The 22820-nt window shown below is 75.5% G+C and carries 11 protein-coding genes; all 11 read right to left on the bottom strand.

Annotated elements, in window-relative coordinates; translation table 11 throughout:
• Window positions 1–54: 54 nt before the first annotated feature.
• The 11 genes from ACWG52_RS39150 to ACWG52_RS39100 all read right to left on the bottom strand — a co-directional run bounded on the left by ACWG52_RS39150 (window position 55) and on the right by ACWG52_RS39100 (window position 22820).
• A complete protein-coding gene (locus ACWG52_RS39150; RefSeq protein ID WP_078909286.1) occupies window positions 55–1728 on the bottom strand; it encodes an ABC-F family ATP-binding cassette domain-containing protein in 1674 nt (557 codons plus the stop codon).
• Entirely contained in the window at window positions 1725–2633 is a 909-nt protein-coding gene (locus ACWG52_RS39145) for a 4'-phosphopantetheinyl transferase family protein (RefSeq protein WP_063734091.1), read from the bottom strand. The genes ACWG52_RS39150 and ACWG52_RS39145 overlap by 4 nt, the downstream gene beginning before the upstream one ends.
• The gene (locus ACWG52_RS39140; RefSeq protein WP_078909287.1) at window positions 2630–3433 is read right to left on the bottom strand and encodes a thioesterase II family protein; all 804 of its coding nucleotides are present in this window, start codon (window positions 3431–3433) and stop codon (window positions 2630–2632) included. Before ACWG52_RS39140 ends, ACWG52_RS39145 begins: the two co-directional genes overlap by 4 nt.
• A gap of 32 nt (window positions 3434–3465) precedes the next feature.
• Window positions 3466–4353 carry an ACP S-malonyltransferase gene (gene fabD, locus ACWG52_RS39135; protein ID WP_078909288.1) on the bottom strand — a complete coding sequence of 296 codons (888 nt, stop codon included), beginning with the start codon at window positions 4351–4353 and terminating at the stop codon, window positions 3466–3468.
• Window positions 4354–4381: 28 nt separating this feature from the next.
• The gene (locus ACWG52_RS39130; protein ID WP_453129132.1) at window positions 4382–12166 is read right to left on the bottom strand and encodes an amino acid adenylation domain-containing protein; all 7785 of its coding nucleotides are present in this window, start codon (window positions 12164–12166) and stop codon (window positions 4382–4384) included.
• Window positions 12167–12188: 22 nt separating this feature from the next.
• Window positions 12189–18356, bottom strand: a complete 6168-nt coding sequence (locus ACWG52_RS39125) for an SDR family NAD(P)-dependent oxidoreductase (protein ID WP_453129130.1) — start codon at window positions 18354–18356, stop codon at window positions 12189–12191.
• Window positions 18357–18428: 72 nt separating this feature from the next.
• A complete protein-coding gene (locus tag ACWG52_RS39120; RefSeq protein ID WP_331720998.1) occupies window positions 18429–19220 on the bottom strand; it encodes a polyketide synthase in 792 nt (263 codons plus the stop codon).
• The gene (locus ACWG52_RS39115) at window positions 19217–19975 is read right to left on the bottom strand and encodes an enoyl-CoA hydratase-related protein (protein ID WP_051763256.1); all 759 of its coding nucleotides are present in this window, start codon (window positions 19973–19975) and stop codon (window positions 19217–19219) included. Before ACWG52_RS39115 ends, ACWG52_RS39120 begins: the two co-directional genes overlap by 4 nt.
• On the bottom strand, window positions 19972–21225 hold the full coding sequence (locus ACWG52_RS39110) for a hydroxymethylglutaryl-CoA synthase family protein (RefSeq protein WP_389814781.1): 1254 nt from the start codon (window positions 21223–21225) through the stop codon (window positions 19972–19974). Before ACWG52_RS39110 ends, ACWG52_RS39115 begins: the two co-directional genes overlap by 4 nt.
• An 18-nt stretch (window positions 21226–21243) precedes the next feature.
• Entirely contained in the window at window positions 21244–22584 is a 1341-nt protein-coding gene (locus ACWG52_RS39105; protein WP_453129129.1) for a beta-ketoacyl synthase N-terminal-like domain-containing protein, read from the bottom strand.
• The gene (locus tag ACWG52_RS39100) at window positions 22581–22820 is read right to left on the bottom strand and encodes a phosphopantetheine-binding protein (RefSeq protein WP_033220286.1); all 240 of its coding nucleotides are present in this window, start codon (window positions 22818–22820) and stop codon (window positions 22581–22583) included. The genes ACWG52_RS39105 and ACWG52_RS39100 overlap by 4 nt, the downstream gene beginning before the upstream one ends.

Raw genomic sequence — 22820 nt, 5'->3', positions numbered from 1 at the left:
CCCAGCCGGCGCCCCGGCGGTGCGGGCCCGCGCGAGGCCCGCACCGGCGCCTGCTCAGTCCCGCTCCAGCAGCAGCGTCCGGCCCGCCGACCTGCGCATCCGGCGGTCGTGCGTGACGGTGACCACCGGGCCGGGGAACTCGTCCAGCGCCGTCTGCAGGTCTTCGATCAGCGGCAGGCTCAGATGGTTGGTGGGCTCGTCCAGCAGCAGGACGTGCGGACGCATCGCCACCAGCCTGGCCAGGTCGAGCCGCCTGCGCTGACCGGCGCTCAGCGCGCCGACGGGTACCTGGAGATCGGCCGGGCGGAACAGGCCCAGCTCCAGCAACTGCTCCGCCGCCTCGTCCTCGGTCGCGGCGATCACCTGTGCGTGCGTGCGCAGCAGCGGGACCCGGCCGGCCGGGTATTCGCTCTCCTGGGACAAGTGGCCGACCCGTACGCCCGGACGGGTGGCGACGGTGCCGGATCCGGGCTCCAGCTCCCCCGCGAGAATCCGCAGCAGCGTCGACTTGCCCGCCCCGTTCGGCCCCGCGACCACCAACCGGTCGGTGCCGGTCAGGGCGAGTTCGGGCAGCCGGATGCCCTGGGCCGTGCGGACGTCCCTGAGCTCGATCAGCGGGCCGGCCTCCTGCCCGGGCTCCGCGGCTCCCCGGCCCGCCCGGTCGCCGAGGCCGACCGCGGTGAAGCTCAGCGGGGCGGGCGGCCGCGGCACCGCCTGGAGTTCGAGCCGCCTGATCTCCTCCTTGGCGGCGCGGGCGGTGCGTGCCACCGCCGCCTGGGCTCCGGCGCCGCGCAGGTCGTAGTTCATCTTGGCGTTGTCGCGGGGCGGCCGGTAGTGCCCGGCGGCCCGGTCGGAGCGGTTGAGCCGGAGCTGGGCGGCGGCGAGCGACTCGGTCCAGTTCTCGTAGTCCGCCTCCCAGCGCCGCCGGGCGGCGGCCTGCGCGGCGGCGTAGTCGCGGTAGGTCCCGCCGTATCGGACCACCGACCCGCGCGGTCCGTCCAGGTCCAGCAGTCCGGTGACGGCGCCGTCCAGCAGGTCGCGGTCGTGGGAAGCGATCAGGCAGGGTCCCCTGAACTCGCGGAGCCACCGCGCGAGCCACTCGACGGCCTCGTCGTCGAGGTGGTTGGTGGGCTCGTCCAGCAGCAGGGCGGGCGGCTCTTGGAGGACGAGCAGGGCGAGACCGAGCCGGGCCCGCTCACCGCCGGAGAGCTGCCCGGCCGGCCGCTCGGACGGCAGCCGGTGCAGGCCGAGCGCCTGGAAGACCTCGGACGCCCTGGCCTCGAAGCGCCAGCCGTCGCGGGCTTCGAAGTCCTCCTGGAGCACGGCGTACTCGTCGAGGAGCGCGGCCGGCTCCGTGTCTTCGGCCGCGGCCATCAGCTGCTCGACCTCGTGCATCCGCGCCGCGATCCGGTCGATCTCGCGGCGGGCCTCGGCCAGGCAGCGGGCGAGGTCCCAGTCGGCGGGCAGGTCGGGTTCCTGGGAGAGGTAGCCGGGGGTGCCTCCGCCGAGGCCGACCCGGACACGGCCGCCGTCCGGGGCGTCGAGGCCGGCCAGAACCCGGAGCAGGGTGGACTTGCCGACGCCGTTGTCCCCGATGAGGCCGAGGCGTTCGCCGGCCGAGACGGTCAGCGAGATGCCGTTGAGGACAGTGCGGTCGCCGCGGATCCTGGTCACGGAGTCGGCCGCGAGATGGACGGTCGCGTCCGCCGCCCGTGCGGTTGCGATCATGCGACGCTCCTCTGGAGTTCGGTGGGGCGCGCTCGGTGGGGCGCGGCCCCGGCGAGGGGGAGCGCGGCGGAGAGGGTCCCGGGGGCGAGCAGCGGGACGGGGTTCCCGGGGTGGATGCTCGCGCGCAGGGCGGAGGGCCGCCAGGGGAAGCCCGTGTGCAGCCTGAGCGCGGTCATCGGGGTGGCCCCGTCCTCGACCGCGAGGGAGACCAGCACCCCGGGCTCGGGTTCGAGTTCGAGCAACCACCAGGTTCCCGACGGGTCGTCGGCCGGCGGTTCGAACGCGGCCACCCCGCCGTTGTCGGACAGCACGAAGCCGAACGAGTCGAAGGGCAGTCCGAGGCCGAGTCCGCGCGCCTTGGCGTAGGCCTCCTTGAGCGTCCACAGGCGCAGCACCGTTCGGTCGTACACCTCAGCGGGTGTCCGGGCCAGCTGGACGCGCTCGCCGGGGGTGAAGCTCTCGGCGATCCCGTCCAGTGCGCGGCTGCTCACCCGGTCGAGCCGTTCGACGTCGACCCCGACCCGGCGTCCCCGGCCGACCGCGATCGCGTTGTATCCGCGGGCGTGCGAGAGGTTGAAGTCCAGCGGGCCCTGTGCGGCGGGCCAGCCGCCCTCGGGCGGCCGTACGGAGGGCCGGCCACGCTCGGACCTGCGCAGCTCGATCAGCGCCTCGGGGACACCGGTCTCCAGCGAGAGCAGGCGCCGCACGAGGACGTGTGCCACGAGGTACTGGCGGCGGTCCCGCTCGAAGATGAACCGGTCCGCGGTCGCCTGTTCGTGCTCGTCCAGCCAGTGGCCGGCCAGGGCGGTGGCGGTGCCCGGCCCGAGGTCGTCGTTGGCGCACACCCAGAGCCTGACCTCGCCGTCGGCGGGCCGCCGTGCGCCTGCGGCCGCCCGCGCGCTCATCGCGCCGCTCCCGTCGCCGGGCGGCCCGCCGTCGCGGTCCGGACCTGTTCGGTGATCAGCCGGACCATCTCGGCGGGGCGGCTGCGGAAGTAGAAGTGATCGCCGTCGAAGAGGTGGAGGCCGAGGAACCGTTGCGCGTACTGCTCCCAGGCGGCCAACCGCTCGGGCGAGACCACCACATCGTCGGCGCCGCCGAAGACGGACAGCGGGACGGACAGCGGCGGCGTGTGCGGCCGCGGGCTCCAGGTCTCCACCAGCCGCAGGTCGTTGCGGATCATCGGAGCGAACAGCTGCCAGATGTCCGGGTCTTCCAGGACCTCGGGCGGGGTGCCGCCCATCCGTGCCAGGTGCCGGCGGAGTTCGGCGTCGGGCATGCGGTGGCGGTTGTCGGTCGGGAGCGGCTGCCGCGGCGCGCCGCGGGCCGACAGGCCGAGCCATGCGGGGAGCGGCAGCCCCTCGGCGGCCAGCCGGTTGGTGAGCTCGTAGGCGGCCAGGCCGCCCATGCTGTGGCCGAAGAAGGCGAACGGGCGGTCCATCGCGAGCACGATCTCGTCGTGGAAGAAGTCCACCAGCCGTTCGGCGTCGGCGCAGGCCGGCACGTCGGTCAGTCGGCCTCGGCCGGGGGCGTCCAGCAGGTGGATCTCCCAGTCGGCCGGGAAGTGCGTGATCCAGTCGCGGTACACCAGGTGGGAGCCGCCGGCGTGGTGGAACAGGAACAGGCGCAGGGCCGCTCCCGGGACCGGGCGGGGGCAGTGGCCCGCTCCGGCCGGCGGGCGGAACCTCAAGGTGTTGCTCGTCATCGCGTCTCCTTCGTGTGGTGCGTGGCGTCGCTTCAGGCGACGGCCTGGCGCGGGCGGGCCGCGCGGGCGGGCTCGGCGTCCCGCTTGATCTGCCGGACCATGCTGGTCAGCACGGTGCTCTCGCCGATCTCGGTGAACACCGCGTCAGGCTCGTCGAGCAGGGTGCGGACGGTCTCGTGCCAGCGCACGGGGTGGTCGATCTGCTGGAGCAGCAGGTCGGCGGCCAGCTCCGCGCGGTACGGCTGCGCGGTGCGGTTGGCGATCACGGGGAAGGCCGGTGGCCGGAGCCGGGCGGACCGGACCAGCGGGACGAGCGCGGCGGCGGCGGGCGCCATGTACCGGGAGTGGAAGGGGCCGCTGACGTCCAGTCGGCGGACCATGCGCGCGCCGGCGTCCTCCAGTACCTGGCCTGCTTCCTCCAGGTCCTCCAGCGGCCCGGCCAGGACGGTCTGGCTCGCGGTGTTGAGGTTGGCGAGGTCCAGCGTTGCGAATCCGGCGCGCAGGAGCAGGAAGCGCAGCTTGGTCTCGGTGAGCCCGACGACCGCGCTCATCCCTCCGCCGCCCACCTCGGCCATGGCCGCGGCGCGGGCCGCGACCAGCCGCAGGCCGTCGGTGAAGCCGAAGACCCCGGCGGCTTCCAGGGCGTTGTACTCACCCAGGCTGTGACCGATCGCGATGTCGGGGCGGGCACCGTCCTCGACGGCCGCGCGGTGGGCGAGGGCGTTCACGGCGAACATCGCGGGCTGGGTGTAGCGGGTGTTGCCGAGCCTGCCCTCGGGGTCCTCCAGGCACAGCCGGCGCAGGCTGTAGCCGAGCGTGTCGCTGGCCTCGCGTTCGAGGTCGGGGAAGCGGTCGAGAAGCGTCCGGCCCATGCCGACGCGCTGCGCTCCCTGTCCGGGAAACATAAAGATCCGGGTCATCGTCGTGGCTTCCTTGCTCGGGGGGCGTTCAGGCGGGTACGGCTATGGGAAAGGCGAGCTCGGCCAGGGCCGCGAGGTCCGGGGCGGTGAAGAGCGACTCCAGGGGGAGTTCGCTGCCTCCGTCGTCGGCCACCCGGGCGGCGATCCGCAGCAGCTGGCGGCTGGTGACGCCCATCGCGAACAGGTCGTCGGCGGGGGCGAGCCGGTCCGGATCCGCCCCGGTCTCCTGGGCGACGATGCCGGCCATCCGCTCGAACGGCGTCGGCCCGGTCCCGGTCGGGCCGTCCGGCCGCTGCTCCTTCTCCGGCCGCGCGGATGCGGCGGCAGGCACCGGGAGCGGTACCCGGCGGACGGACAGCGGCACCGGCGGCAGCGGCCGGCGGCGCGGCACGGCGGACGTGGCGGGCACCGGGAGTTCGCCGCCGGCCGACCAGAGCGCCGTCAGCGCCTGCTGGTCCGCCGTCGTCCGGGCGGCCTCGACGGTGGCGCCGGTGCCGTCGCGCAGCACGCGCTCGGCGAGGGTGCGCAGCGCCCCGGCAGCCCGGCCACGGTCGGCGGCCACCGCCCCGCGGACAGCGCGTGCCCGGCGTCCTTCCCGCAGCGTACGGGCGACGGCGGCGAGGTCGAGACCGGGGTCGGCGTCCAGTTCCTCCGCGAGGGAGCGGGCCCAGCGGGCCAGGTTCTCCGGGTTGTCCGCGGACAGTACGAGGACCTCGGTCCCCTCGCTGACAGCCGTGTCGGCGTCGGCCGGTGCCGCGGTCGCGGCGGCCGGCGGCTCCTCGACCACGAGGCTGCCGTACGATCCGCCGCCCGCGAAGCCGTTCACCAGGGCCCGTCGGGTGCCGCCGGGCGCGGTGCGCCACTGGTCGGCGGACGGGCCGGCCACGGCCACGGATCCGCGGTACGGGGCGAGTGCCGGGTTGGCGGCCGAGGTGAGTCGGGTCGGGTAGAGCCGGTCCCGGCGGAACTGGGCGATGAGCTTGCCGAGCTGGGCGAAGACGGAGGCTGCCTCCAGGTGGCCGGTGTTCGGTTTGACCGAGCCGACCGGCACGGGCCCGAGGCCCGCTCGGGCGCCGTTCCCGGCTCCGCTCGCACCCCCGACGTCAGCGCCGCCATCAACGCCGGCGGCGCCGAACAGCCGTCCCAGCGCAGTGAACTCGAGCGCGTCGGCCAGCGCCGCGCCGGCCGCCGCCGCCTCGACGTAGCCGATGTCCCCGGCCGTCAGCCGGGCGTCGGCGAGCGCGGCCCGCATCACCTGCTCCTGGCGGCGCGGGTCCGGGATCCCGAACTGGCGGGTCGTTCCCGAGTGCAGGAGCGCGCCGCCGCGCAGCACGGCGTGGACGGGGTCGCCGTCCTCCAGGGCACGGTCGAGGGGCTTGAGGAGGACCGCGCCGACGCCCTCCCCGACCAGCCAGCCGCTGGCCCGGTCGGTGAACGCGCAGGAGTCCTCCTGCTCGGCGACCAATCCCAGCTCGGACAGCACGTCCAGGTGGTCCGGGTGCAGCACCAGGTTGCTACCGGCCGCGACGGCGGCCTCGCACCGGCCGTCGGCGACGGCCCGGAAGGCCGCCTCGACGGCCGCGAGCCCGGAGACGCAGCCGGTGTCGATCACCAGGCTCGGGCCGGTCAGGCCGAACGCATGCGACATGCGGTGGGCGAGTCCGCCGCGGGTGGCGTGGGTGCCCGTCCGTCCCTCGGCCCGGGCCGCCACCCCGTGGAGCGCGTGGTCCTGCCACATCGACCCGACGAACACACCGACCTGGCCGGTCTGCGACAGGCGCTCGGGGGTGATCGCGGCATCCTCCAGGCAGTGTCGGGTGACCGTCAGCAGCAGCCGCTCCTGCGGGTCGACGGCGGCCACCTCGGCGTCCGCGAGCCCGAACTCCTCGACCTCCACGGCCGTCACGTCGGGCAGGTAGCCGCCGACGCGAGCGCCGGCGCGCCGGGCGTTGCTCCGGAGCGGGGCCCAGCGCTCCTCCGGGGCGGGGCCGAGAGCGCAGTCGCCGGCCGCCAGCATCGCGTCCAGCCCGCGCAGGTCGTCGGCCCCGGGCAGCCGGGCCGCGAAGCCGACCACGGCCACCGGGCGCGGGCCGGACGGCACCGGCGCGCTCTCCTGAGGCCGCTCGGCGGCGACCAGCTCGGCCCGGCGGAGCACGGCCGGCCCGGACAGGGCACCGCCCCACAGCGAGACCAGCAGTTCCTGGTCGTCCTGGAGGCCGAAGTGCCCGCGCACCGCGCCGAAGTCCATCTCCCCCACTGCGCACATGCCGAGGCCGCGCTCGGGCCCGGCGGTCAGCAGCAGCTGGGCGACGTGCCCCGCCTCGATCATCGAGAACCGGCCGGCGTTGCGCTCGCCGTACGCCGGCGCGATGGCCGCCGGGGTGGACACCAGGAAGACGCCGAAGGCGGAGGCGTCCACCAGGGCGCGGTTGTGGAAGACGTGGACGTCGGTGCCGAAGCGGGCCTGCGGGTCGATCGCCACCAGGGCGCGCTCGCCCGGGTGCAGGTAGTAGAGGCCGCCGTCGACGCCCTCCACGGCCCCCGGCCTGACGTACAGGTAGACCTGCACCGGGTAGAAACCGCCTGCGGACGGGTAGCGGTGCTTGGCCCGGCCGTCGAGCTCGCCGCGGGCCAGGGTGCCCAGCAGCTCGGTGAGCCGGTCGCCGGGCAGTGGCCCGTCGGCGAACTCGCGGAAGGACGAGGCGTCGTAGAACGCCCGCCGGTCCTGCGGGGTGGGATCCGGGAACGGCAGCCTGGCCAGCGACCCGGGCAACCGGCGCTCGGCGACCCTGGCCTCCTTGAACGCGGCCTTGGCCTGCGGGTCGAGGGCGATCCGGATGTCGGTGCGGGCAGCGGATGCTGCTGCCCGCGGCGCGGCGGCCGCCTGGGGCGCGGAAGCGGGGGCCAGGCTCGCGGCGATGCCGCGGGCGGTGGGGGTCTGGATCAGGGCGTCGACCGGGACGTCCGCCCCGAACCGCTCGGCGAGCTCCTGGGCCAGCCGGATCATCGTGAACGAGGTCGCGCCCAGGTCGAACAGGTCGGTGTCCGGGTCGGCCTCCGCCAGGCCGAGCAGGCCGGCGGCCAGGTCCGCCACTGCCGCCACGTCCGCCTCCGGACCGGGAGGGACGGCCGCTCCGGTCGTCTCCGGCTCGGTCCGGTCGGCGGCGGCCCGGCCGGCGCGGACGGCAGCCAGCAGCGCGGTGACGGTCGGCCCGCTGATCAGGGCGTCGACGGACAGGGCGACACCGGTCAGCCGCTCGATCTCCTGGGCCAGCCGGATCATCGTGAACGAGGTGGCGCCCAGGTCGAACAGGTCGGCGTCGGGGTCGACCACCTCCAGCCGCAGGCAGTCGGCGACGGCCGCCCCGACGAGCGCGGCGGTTCCCTCGTCGGGTCGTCCGTTGCGGGGGTCGTACACGGGGTCCTCCTCGATGGCGGGGGCCGGGTGGCCGGTGAGAGCGGGTGGCCGGGGGGCGGCGGCAGCCGGATCCGGAACAACGACGGGAGCCGGAGCAACGGGAGCCGGAGCGGCAGGCGGGGTGGTGCCGAAGAGGGCCGTGGCGGCCCGGCGGTCGAGCTTGCCGTTGGCCGTCAGCGGCAGCCGGTCCACGAACCGGAAGCTGCTCGGCACGAGGTACGACGGCAGGGAGCGGGCCAGGTCGCGGCGCATCTGCCCGACGGACGGGGCCAGGGTGCCGTCGGCCTCGACGCATACCGCAGCCAGGATCTGCTCGCCCGTGGCCGGGTCGGTGACCGGGAGCACCCGGGCCTCGGACACCCCGGGCAGCTCGGTGAGCGCGGCCTCGACCTCCTCCGGCTCGATCCTCAGGCCGCGGAGCTTGAACTGGCCGTCGATCCGGCCGAGGTACCTGATCTCGCCGTCCGGGCCGAGCTGTCCCAGGTCGCCGGTGCGGTACAGGCGTGGTGACGGGTCGTCGGCGAACGGCGACGCCACGAAGCGCTCGGCGGTGAGCTCGGGCCGGCCGTGGTAGCCGAGGGCGACGCCCGCCCCGCCGATGACGATCTCGCCCGGCGTGCCGTCCGGGACCCGTGCCATCCGCTCGTCCACCACGTGGATGCGGGTGCGGGCGATCGGCCGGCCGATGGGCACGGTGGGCTCGTCCCAGTCGGGACGGCACGCCCAGTGGGTCACGTCGATGGCGGCCTCGGTCGGGCCGTACAGGTTGTGCAGCTCGGCGCCGTCCGGCAGGACCTGGAAGAACCGCTTCATGGTCGCGACAGGAAGCGCCTCGCCGCTGGCGAAGACGTACCGCAGCGACGCGCAGTCGGACGCCGCCCGGTCCCGCAGGAACAGGCCGAGCACGGAGGGCACGAAGTGGGCGACCGTCACCCGCTCCTCGCGCAGCAGCCGGGCGAGATAGCCGGGGTCGACGTGGCCGCCGGGCCGGGCGACCACGATGGACGCCCCGGCCAGCAGCGGCCAGAAGAACTCCCAGGCCGAGACGTCGAAGCCGTACGGGGTCTTCTGGGCGACCCGGTCGTCGGCGCCCAGCGGGAAGCGGTCCTGCATCCAGCGAACCCTGTTGACGAAGCCCCTGTGGGTGTTGCGGCAGCCCTTGGGCTTGCCGGTGGTGCCCGAGGTGTAGATCGTGTAGACGGGGTCGTCCGGGCCCACCTCCACCTGGGGCGGCGTCACCGGGCGGGACGCCAGCAGCGCCCGGTCCTCGTCACGGTCCTGGCAGAGGACGACCGCGCCGGCGGCGGCCGGTACGGCTGCGAGCGCCGCGTCGGCGACCACCACGCGCGCGCCGCTGTCCTCCAGCAGGTAGCGCACCCGCTCCGGCGGGTTGGCCGGGTCGACGGGGACGTAGACGGCTCCGGCGCGCACGATGCCGACCAGCGCGACCACCAGGTCGTCGGAGCGGTTCATGTGTACGGCGACGTGGTCGCCCGGGCGGATCCCGGAGGCGATCAGCTGGTGGGCCAGCCGGGCCGTACGGTGGTCGAGCTCGCGGTAGTCGACGACGCGCCCGTCCCAGTGGACGGCCGGGCGGTCGGGGTGGCGGGACAGCGTCTCGGCGAGCAGGCCGGTCATGGTCGCCGACAGCTCGTCGGCGGACCCGGCGGACCCGGCGGACCCGGCAGACCCGGCAGACCCGGCGGACCCCGGGGACCCGGCGGACCCCGCGGACCCGGCGGACTCGACGAAGGAGCGGGTACGGCGCGCGTAGCCCTCGAACATGGTGTCCATCCGGTCGGCGGAGAGGCAGCCCTCGGCGGCGTCCCACTGGCCGACCAGGTCGTCGCCGACGAGCAGCGGGACGTGGTCCAGCGCGACCTGGGCGGTCTGCGACTGGCTCTCGCGCAGCCGTACGCCGCGCGGGTGCAGGGCGGGATCGATCTCGGGTACCCGGGTGAAGACCACCGGCAGCCGCAGCCTGCCGCCGGAGCGGAAGACCCGGCCCCGCAGCTCGGCCAGGCCGGGCCGGAGCTCGCCGCGCTCCAGGTCTGCGCGGACCCGGCCCCACAGCTCGCGGGCCCGCTGCGCGAAGTCGGCCGGCAGCGTGTCGTCGACCACCACCCAGGCCAGCTGGGTGAAGTCGGCAACCATGCGGTCCGCGTGGGCCAGGCCGGCGGGCCGGTCCCAGGAGACCACGGTCACGGTGAACGGCTCCGGGCCGAACGTGCGGCGCAGCTCGTCGGTGTAAGCAGTCAGCAGCACCATGTCGGCCGGGACGCCGATCGCGGCTGCCCGCTCGGTGAGGCGCCGCCAGGACCCGAGGTCCGTGCGGCGGTGCAGCCGGGCGGCCTGCGGGGCCGGGTCGGGGAGCGGGGGGCCTGCGGGCAGGGCGGCGAACTTCTCCCGCCAGGCGAGCCGGGCGGCCTCCGCCGAACCGTCCTGGCCGTGTGCGGGGAGGCCGAGCAGGTACGGGCCCGGGTCGGCGGGCTCGTCCAGCACCGACGAGTCGCCGTCGTGCAGCGCGAACAGCTGGCCGAAGAGCAGGGCGAAGGAGCGCGCGTCGGCGAGCAGCGCGTCCAGGACGACGTGCAGGACGGTGGTGCCGTCCGGGAGGATGCTGGCCTCCAGGGCGTACATCGGCCGGCTGCCCAGGGGGAAGGTACCGCCGCGCAGCCGGGCGGCGGTGTCGGCGAGCGCCCGCTCGACCGGGGACCCGCCGTCGGCGGCCGGCCCTTCGGCCGGTCGCAGACCCGTCAGGTCGTGCCGGGTGATGCGGTAGTGGGGGACGGCCGGGGCGACTTCCAGGGTGCCGTCCTGGTGGACGGCCGCGCGCAGCATCGGGTGGTGGGCGACCAGCCGGTTCCAGGCCGCCTCCAGGGTGTCCACATCGTGGTTCTCCAGAAGGAACTCCTGGTAGACGCGGGTCTCCGTGGCGCCGCCGAGGGTGCCGAGCCGGCCGACCAGGTAGGCCGACTGCACCTCGGTCAGCGGCAGTCGCCCGGCGGTGCCGAAGGACGCCCGGCCGGCTGTCTCCGTACCGGCGTCCGGCGCGGCGGTGGCCGGCAGGCCGGTGTTCCACACGGCCGGGCCGAGCTCCGCGACCCGGCGCAGCAGGGCTCCGAGCCGCTCGAAGGCGGCCCGCACCTCGGCGCCGTCCAGCGCCCCGGGCAGGTAGTCCCAGGACACGTGGAGCTGCCCGGCACGCTCCTGGACGCACATCTCGAGCTGGACGCCGGAGGTACGGGTGGCGGATGCGTCGACGTCGACCAGGGCGGCCCAGTTGCCGGGGTCGGCGGCGCGCCGGTCGGTGACGCTGCCGAGCAGGCTGGTGAAGACGACCGGCACGGGGACCGCCCGGCGGCCGGGCTCGGTGCGGGCGCGTTCGCGCAGCGCGCGCACCCCGCTGACGTCGCCGTGCTCCAGGTCGCGCCAGAGCTGGCCGCTGACCTCGCCGAGCAGCTCGCCCAGGGTTCCGGCCGCCTCGGGGGCGACGAAGACCGAGGTGGACAGGAACGGGCCGACCAGGCGGGCCACGTCGGCGTGGAGCGGGAGGCGGTTGTAGGTGGTGAGGACCAGCGGGAGCGGTCCGCTGCCGGCTGTGCCGACGGCAGCGGCGTTCAGCGCAAGCAGCATCGCCGACGGGGTGGCCCGGGCCTCACGGGCGGCCTCCTTGGCGCGGTCCCACTGCTCGCGGTCCAGGTGGAGCGTCATGCGCCGGTGCTCGCCGTCGGCGGCGGCCGCCGGATCGGCGTCCGGGCGGGCGAGCGGCAGCGGCCGGCCGAAGTCCACCGCCCCGAGCTTGTCCCGCCAGTACGCGAGGGACTCCTCGGACGGGCGGCGGCCGCCGGTGGCGAGCGCGTAGTCGCGGAAGGAGATCTCCGGGACGCCGGGCTCCTCACCGAACGCGTAGCGCGCGTACCAGTCCTGGACCAGCAGCGAAACGCTCGGGCCGTCGGCGATCAGCTCCTCGACGGTGAGCATCACCCTGGTGCGCCCGCCCGGCAGTTCGGCGGCGGCGAGGGCGAACAGCGGCCAGCGGTGCGGGTCGATGGCGGCGGCGGACTCCCGGCGCATCCGCTCCAGTGAGGCGCGCAACTCGTCGCGGCCGACCGCGGTGAGGTCGCGGACCTCGAACCGGTACTCGGGCACCTGCTCCAGGACGGCCTGGCGGGCGTCGGGCAGCAGGTGGGCGCGGAGCATGTCGGTGTCGGCGACGCAGCGGTTCCAGCTCTCCCGCAGCCGCGCCGGGTCGAGGTGGTCCGCCTCGAACTCCAGGTGGATCTGGGTGCCGCCGGCGTGTCCGCCCGCCGTCCGGCCGACGTAGAAGGACTCCTGGACCTCGGTGAGGGAGAAGGGCTGGTAGCGGTCGGCGGCGTTGTTCTGGATGGTCATGGCGTGGCGCCAACTCTCTCGTTCAGGCCCGGTCGTGGGCACGGTCGGCGGACAGGTGGGCGGCGAGCACGGGGACGGTCGACTCGCTGAGCAACTGCAGCGGCAGGGTCCGCCCGAACCGCTCGGTGATCTCGAAGCGCAGGTTCATCAGGTTGATCGAGTCGATGCCGTGTTCGAGCAGGGTGCGGTCGGGGTCGACCGACCCGGCCGCGTCGGGTACGAAGCCCGCGACGAGGCGCGACAGCTGCTCGGTCACCGCTTCCCCGGACCTGGCAGGCGCTGCGGCGGGCGCGGCTGCCGGGGCCGGGGCGGTGGTCGGCGCGGGCCGGGGGGCGGGGGCCGGTGCCGGAGCGGACAGCGGTACGGGCAGGGGGTCCGGTGTGGGCAGAGGGTCCGGTGTGGGCGTGGTGTCCGCCGTGACCGGGTCGGTGATCCAGAGCCGGCGCCGCAGGAACGCCGACGTGGGGAGCGGCACCAGCCGGGTGCCCGGCTCACGGGGCGCGGCACGCTCGATGTCGAGGCCCGACAGCCAGAGCTCGCCGAGCTGGTGCAGGCGCCGGTTGCGCCACAGGTCGGCGAGGAACGCGGTCGTCTCGGGCACCGTGTCCAGGTCCCGATGGGCACGGCGGCCGTCCCGCAGGTCGGCGTACCGCACGGCGGACTCCCCCTCGCCGGCGTCGGCCGAGCGGGCGAAGGCGCCGAGCGCGGCCGCCAGGCCGGCGGTGTCGGTCGCCACCACGGCGAGGCGACAGTCCATGGCGGACCGGCCGGTGCGCAGGCTGTACGCCACCGCCCGCAGGTCGGCGGGCGCCTCCGGGCCCTCCAGCCGGCGCGCGAGGCGGTCGGCGGTGGCCGCCAGGTGCTCGCGCGTCGGGGCGGAGAGCAGGACCAGTTCCGGGCGGCCCGGCTCGGCGGCGGCCGCGCGGCCGTGCGGCTCAGGCAGGTACTCCTCGACGATGACGTGGGCGTTGACTCCGCCGGCGCCGAAGGAGCTGATGCCCGCCCGTCGCGGCAGCGGGCTGCCGTCCGCGCCGGTCAGTCGCTCCCAGCGGCCCGGGGTGTGCTGGAGGACGAAGCGGGTGTCCTCCAGGCGCAGGCCCGGGTTGACCGGGTCGGCGTGCAGGGTGGGGACCAGCTCGCCGTGGCGCAGTTGGAGGACCACCTTGGTCAGCGCGGCGATGCCGGCCGCCGACTCGCCGTGCCCCACCGCGGACTTGACCGACCCCAGCGAGCAGGGCACGCGGCCGGAGCCGTACGCGTCCTGGAGGCCGGCCAGCTCGACCGGGTCGCCGAGTTCCGTCCCGGTGCCGTGCGCCTCGATCACGTTGACGGTCTCCGGGTCGGTGCCGGAGTTCCGCAGCGCGGCACGGAGCACCCGTGCCTGCGCCCACGGGCTCGGCGCGGTGAAGCCGTTGGTCCGCCCGCCGTGTGCGACCGCGCTGCCGCGGACCACCGCGTGCACGGTGTCACCGTCGGCCAGGGCGACGGCGAGCGGTTTCACCACGACGGCACCGCCGCCCTCGCCCGGGCCGAAGCCGGCCCCGCCGGCGCCGAAGCTGCGGCACAGGCCGTCCTCGGCCAGGAAGCCGGACCGGCGCAGCATCCGGAACCGGGAGGGGTGGACGTACAGGTTGACCCCGCCGACCAGAGCGGCCGCGCACTCGCCGCGGCGGAGCGCGTCGAGCGCGAGGTGCAGCGCGACCAGGGAGGACGAGCAGGCGGTGTCGACCGGCTGGCTCGGACCGCGCAGGTCCAGCAGGTAGGACAGCCGGTTGGGCAGGCTCCAGTAGTGCCCGGAGGGCATCTCCCGGTGTCCGGCTGCCCAGCGCTCGGCGCCCAGCAGCTTGTAGTCGCTGGAGGTGATCCCGGCGAAGACGCCGACGCTGCGGCGCTCGCCGTCCGGCGCGACGAGGTCGTGCAGACGCGAGCCGGTGTATCCGGCATCCTCCAGCGCCTCCCAGGCGACCTCCAGGAACAGCCGTTCCTGCGGGTCGAGCAGGGTCCCGTCATGGGCGGACAGTCCGAAGAACGTCGGGTCGAACGCGTCCACGCCTTCGAGGAAGTGGCCCCGGGCGTTGACGCCCGCGGCGTCCGGCCAGCGGTCGGTGGGCAGGTCGGAGGCGGTGTCCTTGCCGTTCAGCAGGTTCTGCCAGAAGGCGTCCAGGTCGGGCGCCTGCGGGTAGCGGCCGCTGATGCCGATGATCGCGAAGCGGTCATCGGCGGACGGCGCCGGCAGCGTACGGGAGGCGGATGCCGGCGCGGCGGCGGGGACGGGCAGGGCGGCCGGGGCGGCCGGGACAACGGCCGGGTCCGCCGGAGCCACCGGTGCGAAGACCGTGGCCGCCGTGGCGGTGGGTGCCGGCGGGACCGCCGGTGTGGCCGGTTCCGCTACGGGGACCGGCCGGGCGGCGACCAGGTGGTCGACCAGTTCGTCCAGGTCGCGCAGGCCGAAGAGCATCTCCGGCCCGACCGGTGCCACTTCGGCGCTGAGCCGGGAGGCGAGGGTGCGGATCATGACGGAGTCCAGCCCCATCGACTCGAGCGAGGTGTGACCGCCGATGCTGCCCGCGGGGCGGCCGATGGTGTCGGCCACCGTCCGGCTGACCCGGTCGGCCAGTTCGGCGCGCCGGCCGTCATCCGCCGCAGCAGGATCGGCCGACGCGAGGACGGGGGTGTCGGAAGGGGCGGGAGCGGCGGGAGCGGCGGCCGTCACCTGGCCGGCCGCGGCCGGCCGCTCCAGGTGGAGGGCGGCCAGGTGGGCCCGCCACGTGGCCGCGTCGCCGTGAAAGAGCGAGACGACCTCGGGGCCGTCGGCGGCCAGCAGGCGTTCCAGAGCCGCGAGGCCGACGGCTGCGGGCAGCGGCGCCATGCCGGTGTGCTGGGCCACCACTTCCAGGACCGGCTCGGGAATGCTCATGCCGGGGACGTCCCAGAGCGGCCACTGCACGGACAGCGTCCTGCCGTGCCGCTCGCCGCGCGCCACCTGCCCGGCACGGCGGGTGGCGAAGCCGTCGAGGAAGCCGTTGGCGAACGCGTAGTCGCTCTGGCCGAGGTTGCCGGTCACCGCGGCCACCGAGGAGAACAGCACGAACGCGTCCAGCGGGAGGGCCGCGGTCGCCTCGTCCAGCGCCCGCGCACCGAGGATCTTGGGCGCCAGCACGTCGGCCACGTCCCGGGGGTCCTTGCGCACCAGGTAGCCGTCGCGCACCACGCCGGCGGCGTGGAAGACGCCGTGCAGGGCGCCCTCGGTCCGGACGACCTCGGCCACGAGCGCGGCGGCGGCCTCGGGGTCGGTGACGTCGGCACTGGCGTAGCGCAGGCGGTCGCTGCCGGAGACGGCGCTGCGGGTCGCTTCGGCGAGGTCGTCCCACGCGGTCCGTCCGCAGAGCACCACGCGGGTGCCCGGACGGTCCGTCAGGTGCCGGGCCAGTGCCAGGCCGATGCCGCCCGCACCGCCGCTGACCAGGTACACGCCGTCCTGGCGCACGAAGGGGCGGGTGCCGGGCAGCGGAACCGGTACCAGCACCCGGCGCAGCCGCCGGGCGGAGCGGAGGTCGGCCAGGTGCCCGTGCTCGGCGGCCGGCGCGGCGATCTCGGCGAGCAACCGCCTCGCGTCCGGCGTGCCGTCCGCGGTCAGCACCGCGCGGCCGGAGAGCCGGGGGTTCTCCTGACGGAGGGTCTGGACGAGCGCTCCGGCCGCGTCGGCGCGGGTGGGATCCGCGGTGACGGCCAGCAGGGTGAGCTGCTGGGTGCGCAGGACGGCCAGCGCCGCGCGGGCGGCCTCGAACGCCGCCAGGTCCACGGCGGTCGCGGGGGCGCCGTCCGCGGGAGGGGTGAGCCGCAGCACGACGGTGACGGCCTGCGCGCCGGTGGCCCGCAGCGCCTCGGCGGCGGTCCGGTCCCCGCCCAGCCGGTGGACGTCGAGCCCGGTGGCGGCGAGTGCGGCCGCCAGGTCGCCGGCCGGGTCGTGCACGAGCACCGGGGCCGTGGGGGCAGGTGCGGCGGCCGGGAGCGGGGCGGGGATCCACTCCTGCCGGTGCAGAACCGGTTCGGTGAGCGGCACGTCGGCCAGGGCCTCCTGCGGGGTGCGGGCGCCGGCCGGCTCGGCCGGAGTCCCGTGCGACGCCTCGGCGAGCGCCGAAGTGGCGGCAGGCGTCGGGGGTGTGACGGGGGCGGGGCGTTCGACGTAGTGGCGGTGCGGGGCGAAGGGGTAGGCGGGCAGGGAGAGCCGCCGGTGCCGGGCGGGCGGGCTGACCACGGCCCAGTCCACCGTGTGTCCCTGCGTGTACAGCTTGGCCAGGGCCGCCAGCTCGACCGGGCCGGGGTTCTCGCCCGCCCGCTCCACCAGCCGGGCCAGCAGTGCGGCCTGGGCGCGGCGGACGGCGGCGTCGGGCGCGGCGGCGTCGGGCGCGGTGTCGGTGCGCCGCGGGTCGGCCGAACCGGCGGCGAGCAGGTCCAGCGACTCCAGCAGTTCGTCCCGGCCGGAGACCAGCAGCGCGGAGCGGTACGTGTGGTGGGTGCGGGCGACGGCCAGGGTGTGGGCGACATCGGCGGGCGACGCGTCGGAGCCCGGGCCGCGCAGCCAGCGGGCGAGGTCGGCGGCGTGGGCGGCGGGCGCGTCGGCGCGCCGGCCGGACAGCGGGACCAGGACGGGCGGGGCACCGTCGTCGCCGGCGGGACGGGCGGCCTGCTCGGGGGCCTGCTCGACGACGACGTAGGCGTTGGTGCCGCTGAAGCCGAAGGAGCTGACGGTGGCCCGGCGGGGGCGGCCGCCGTCGGGGCGGCCCAGCTCTCGGCGCTCCCCCGCAACCGTGAACGGGCCCTGGTCGAAGGGGATCTGCGGGTTGGCCCGGGCGTAGTGCAGCGACGGCGGGACCAGCCCGGTGCGCACCACGCCGGCCGCCTTCAGCAGCCCGGCCAGGCCGGCCGCGGCCGAGGTGTGGCCGATGTTGCCCTTGACCGATCCGATCGGCACGCTGGCGGGCGCCAGTCCGGCGCCGGCGAACGCCTCGTTGAGGGCGGTGACCTCGATCGGGTCGCCGAGCGGGGTGCCGGTGCCGTGGCACTCGACGTAGTCGATGCCGGCGGGGTCCACCGCGAAGCGCTGCAGCGTGTCGCGGACCAGGGCGGTCTGCGAGCGGGCGCTGGGGGCGGTGATGCCGTTGGTGCGCCCGTCCTGGTTGAGCCCCGACGCCCGGATCACCGCGTGCACGGGGTCGCCGTCGGCGAGCGCCTTCGACAGCGGCTTGAGCACCACGACGGCGCAACCCTCGCCCGGCACGATGCCGTCGGCGGCGGCGTCGAACGGTCGGCAACGCCCGTTGGGGGACAGCATCCCGGCCGCGCTCATGAACACGTGCGGGAGTTCGGTCAGGTACAGAGTGACGCCGCCGACCACCGTCAGGTCGGTCTCTCCGAGCCACAGTGACTGGCAGGCCAGGTGCAGCGCGGTCAGCGAGGACGAACAGGCGGTGTCCACCGTGACGGCGGGGCCCTTGAGGTCCAGGTGGTAGGCGATCCGGGCGGCGAGGATCGAGTTGGAGTTGCCCTGCATCACCTGGGGGAGCCGCTTGTACGGGCTCTCCCGCTCGACCAGGTCCTGGTAGTCGTTGAGCATGACGCCCGCGTAGACGCCGCAGCGGGTTCCGGCGAGCGAGCGGGCGTCCCGGCCCGCGTGCTCCAGCGCTCGCCACGCCTCCTGGAGGAAAAGGCGCGCCTGGGGGTCGGTCAGCTCGGCCTCGCGGGGAGTCATCCGGAAGAAGTCCGCGTCGAAGCGGTCGGCGTCCGCGACGTAGGCGCCCCAGCGGGAGACCGAACGGCCCTCGGCGGCCGGGTCCGGGTCGTAGAACTCCTCGGTGCGCCAGCGCTCCGGCGGCACTTCGGTGACCAGGTCGTCGCCGTCGAGGATCCGCTGCCAGAACGTGTCCGCGTCGGCGGCTCCGGGGAAGCGCGCGCTGTAGCCGATCACCGCGACGGGCTCGGGCCGGCCGGCCGTGCCCGCGGCGGCCACGGTCGTCCCGGCGGCGGGCTCGACTGCGGGCACGGCGGGCACAGCGGGCCGGGTGGGCGCGGCTGCGGGCTCGGACGGGCGCGGTGCGGCCGCCGGGGTCCGGCCGGCGAGCAGCGCCTGGGCGGCGGCCCGGTCCAGGCCCCCGTCCTTGAATCGGGTCAGGATCTCTTTCGCGTCCATCAGTTCTCGCGGTCCTCGCGTCGGCGGTGTCGGTCTGGTCGGGCGGCGGTCCGGCTCTCGGCCGGCGGCGGGTCAGGGGTGTCGGAGGCCGGCGGCGCCGTAGCCGTCGACGATGCGGTCCATCACCTCGGGCAGCCGGAAGGTGGTGCGGTGCATGGCCGCCTCCCGCTCGATCGCCGCGTCGGTGGCGGCGAGCAGCGGTGCGGCCAGGTCCTGCTTGAGCAGTTCCAGCGAGGCGCGCGGCGCGTTCGCGATGCCGGCGGCCAGCGCGTGAGCGGTGGATGCCACGTCGTCGTGCGCCACGACCCTGACCGGCGCCCCGCGTTCGCGGAGCTCGGCGCCGCGGTGGTTGCGCGCGGTGTAGAGCATCTCGGTGCCGAGCTGGTGGCCGAAGCGGGCGGGCAGGAGGTGGGTCGCGCCCATGCCGGGGGTGAAGCCGTAGCGCATGAAGTTGGCTGCGTACACCGACCGCTCGCTGAACACCGCGAGGTCCGCGTAGAGCGCCAGCACCAGGCCGCCGCCGATCGCGTGCCCCTGGACCGCGGCCACCACGGGCAGCGGGCAGCGGGCGAGGACCCGGAAGAAGTCGTCGGTGTCGAAGCTGCCGTCGCCCCGGGCGAAGTGGACCAGCTCCCGCTGGGACCCGCCGGCGCAGAACAGCTCGGGCATGCCCTCGACGACCAGGACGCGGGTGCGTTCCTCGGCGACGGCCCGGTCGACGGCGTCGACGAGGCCGCGGCTGAGGGCCGGGCCGAAGGTGTTGCGGCCCTCGTGGTCGGCCATCCGGATCACGGCCACCGGTCCCTGCCAGGACAGGTGGACCACGTCGTCGGCGGCGCCGGTGCGCGCCGTGACCGGGCTCATGCCGCCGCTCCGGCCTCGCGCAGCCGCGCCAGCAGCTGCCCGGTTCCCGGTGCGGCGAACCGCTCGATCAGCAGCCGCGAGGCGTCGTGGCCCAGGCGGGCGTCCCGGGGGAACAGCCGGGCGCGGTACTCCTTGAGCGCCGCGGTGGTGCTCCGGTCGGTCCTGCCGAGTCCGGCCAGCACCGGGGGCAGCAGGTCCTCGGCGCGCGGGCCGGCCAGGTCGGCGAGGCCGACCCGGTGGGCGGCGCCGGCGTCGAACTCCTCGGCGCGCAGGGTCGCGGCGAACGCCCGCTGCTCGCCGGTCCGGCGGGCGACGAACGGCAGGGCCATCGCCGGGACCAGCCCGGCCAGCACCTCGGTGAGCCGGAAGCGGGCCCGCTCCCCCGCCAGGACGAGGTCGCAGGCGGCGGCCAGGCCGACCCCGCCCGCGGTGGCCCGGCCGTCGACGACGGCGACGGTGGCGAGCGGGCTGCGGGTCAGCCGCTCCAGCAGCGTCCAGTAGGGCAGTTCGGCGCCGTCCGGCAGCGGCTCGGGAGCGGGGTCGCCGCCGGACAGGTCGGTGCCCGCGCAGAAGTCCTCGCCCGTCGACGACAGGACGAACACCCGGCAGTCCTGGTCGCTCTCGGCCTGGTCGAGGGCCCGGGCGAGCGAGGTGAGCAGTCCGGCGTCGATCGGGTTGCGCCGCTCGGGGCGGTCGAGGACGGCCCGCAGCAGCCCGCGGCCGCGGACGACGCGCACGGCGTCCGGGTGGCTCATCGGCCGTCCCCCAGCCAGACGTACTCGCGGTGGTAGTTGCGGACGGCCTCCAGGACCAGTCGGGGGCGGCTCGTGCCGCCGCCGAAGCGGGCCTTGGTGATCTGCGGGAAGCGGTCCAGGTCGAAGGTGAAGTCGCGGGCGCCGAACTTCAGCTCGGCGGTGGCGGTGAGCAGCTCGTCGTACTCCGGCACGGACAGCTCGTAGCGGTCGTCCAGGGCCTGGCGGATGCCCATGGCGCGGACCGCGCGCTGCGACTCGGGGGTGACGACGGCGCTGTAGAACTCGGAACTGCACCCGGAGCCGTAGGAGAAGATCCCGACCCGGCGCTCCCGGTCGATGACGGCGTTGTCGATGGTGCTGGCCAGCGCCAGGAAGACGGTGCCCGCGTAGATGTTGCCGACCTGGCGCGGGTACTCGACCGCCGCGGACAGACGGGCGGCGAAGTCGTCCTCGACGGCCTGCGGGGACATCCGCTTGAGCTTGCGCAGGACGGCCCGGTGCGCGCCCTTGACCATGCCGGGGAACGGCGTGTGCATGGCCAGCAGGTCGAAGCTGTCCACGAGGTCCGCGCCCTCGACCTTGCGCGCGTAGTCGGTGAAGGAGCTCTTGAGGCAGTCGATGTAGGTGAGCAGCGACAGGTCGACGTCGCCGGCCTCCGCCTCCGGGTCGGGGCGGCAGGTGTCCATCACCTCGTAGCTGTGGAAGCCGTTGGCGCCCCGGTCGAAGGAGGCGACGACCGGCTCGTCGCTGATCAGCATGGCGACCGCGCCGGCGCCCTGGCTCGGCTCGACGTAGGTGTGCGGCACGGGACGGGCGACGTCGCTGCTGATCACCAGGGCCTTGGCGCCGTCGAACGGGCTGGCGGCGACCACGGCCGCGGCCATCTGTGTCGCCGCCGTGCCGCTGTAGCAGGCCTGCTTGGTCTCGAACAGGCGGCAGGAGCGGGGCAGTCCGAGGTGGTCGTGGACGTAGGTGGCGAGGGACTTGCCGAAGTCGACGCCGGACTCCGTGCCGACGATCAGGAGCTCGATGCGGCCGCGCTCCTCCTCGGACAGCGCGTCCACGATGGGCTTGGCGGCGTTGACCGCGAAGGAGACGGCGTCCTCGCAGTGCAGGGCGACGCTCTTGCGGGCCATCATCAGGTTGTCGATGCGGCTGTCGTCGAGCTGCCGGGCCGCGAACAGGGTGGGTACGTCGACGTAGGTCTCTCCGCAGTAGACGTTGATGGCTTCGATGCCGACCGGCTTCATGGGGGTGGTCTCCCTAGGTCAGGTGTGGTCAGGGTTCGGGTGGATGGGCGCGGCCGCGGCGCGCGCGGTGCCCGGCAGGCGCAGGACGACGGAGGCGTTGACGCCGCCGAACGCGAAGCTGTTGCTGAGGGCGGTGCGCATCGGGTGGCGTTCGGCGCGGGTGCCGGCCAGCGGCAGTCCGGGGTCCACCGGGTGTTCCAGGTTGGGATTGGGGTGGACGCTGCCGGCCCGCAGCTGGCCGATGACGGCGACGGCCTCGACCAGCCCGGCGGCGCTCAGGCAGTGCCCGGTCAGCGGTTTGGTGGAGTTGATCCGCAGCGAGGGGCGCTCGCCGAACACCTCGCGCAGCGACGCGGCCTCCACCTCGTCGCCGAGGACCGAACCGGTGCCGTGCGCGTTGACGTAGTCGACGTCCTGCGCGGTCAGGCCGGCCGAGCGGAGCGCCGCCCGCATCGCCGCGGCCTGGCCCCGGGCGTCCGGCTCGGTGCCCCGGCGTGCGTCCAGCCGCTGGCCGTGACCGGCGATCTCGGCGAGCACCTCGGTGCCGCGGGACCGTGCGGCGGCCGCGGACTCCAGGACCACCGCCGCGGCGGCCTCGCCCCGGACGAACCCCTGGCGGGCGCGGTCGAACGGCCGGCACATCCGTTCCGGCGTACCGCGCAGCGCCTCGTGGGCCATGGCCCCGGTCCGGCGGAACGCCTCCGCCTCGACCGGGGACAGCTCGGCGGCCGGCGCCACCACCAGGACCCGGCGCGCCCATCCCGAGGCGACCATCCGGGCGCCCTGGATCAGTGCGATCGTGCCGCTGGCGGACGCGCCGCCCACCGTCCAGCCCTCGCCGCGGACGCCGGTGACCTCGCTGACGGTGCCGACCACGTCCACGTCGAGGTGGGTCAGCGCGTACGAGGCCCGCAGCCGTCCCGGCGAGCTGTGGTGGCCGAGCACGGTGGCGGCCTGGTGGGCGAGGGCGAGGTTGCTGCCCGCGACCAGCAGTGCGGTCTCCTCGCCCCACGCGCCGCCGGGTTCGAGGCCGGCGTCCAGCACGGCCCGCAGCGCCACGCAGGCTGCGGTCCTCGCCGGCATCGCGGCCCGGCCGGCGACCCGCCGCAGCAGGGCGGCGGTCTCGCCGTTGCCGGCGAGGTGGCGCTCGGCCCACGCTGCGAGGACGAAGTCGTCGAGCGCCGCGACGGGCAGGGGGCCGCCGTCCGCGGTGCCGTCCCCGGACGGCATCCGCACCGCACTGTGTCCGGCCAGGAGGTTGGCGGTGAAGCCGTCCAGCCGGTCACCGAGCGGACCGAGAACGGCCGCCGCGGTGACCGCCACCGGCTGCGCCGGGGCCTCGGGCGCGTCGTCGCTCACACGTGCTCGCTGAGCACGGCGACCAGGGACCGCAGGTCATTGGCGCGGGTGAGCTGCTCGGCGGGCACCCGGACGCCGAGGTCGTCCTGGGTGGCGATGACCACGTCCATCCGGTCGATGGAGTTGGCGCCCAGCTCTCGCATGCTGTGGTCCAGCGTGATCTGCGCCTCGGTCAGCTCCGGGATCACGTCGAGCAGGTTGCGGCGGACGACGGCGAATATCTCGTCGGGGGTCAT

The sequence above is a fragment of the Streptomyces sp. CLCI03 genome (assembly GCF_053615355.1).
The sequence above is the reverse complement of the archived record's forward strand: the minus strand, read 5'-3'. Positions and strand labels throughout refer to the sequence as shown.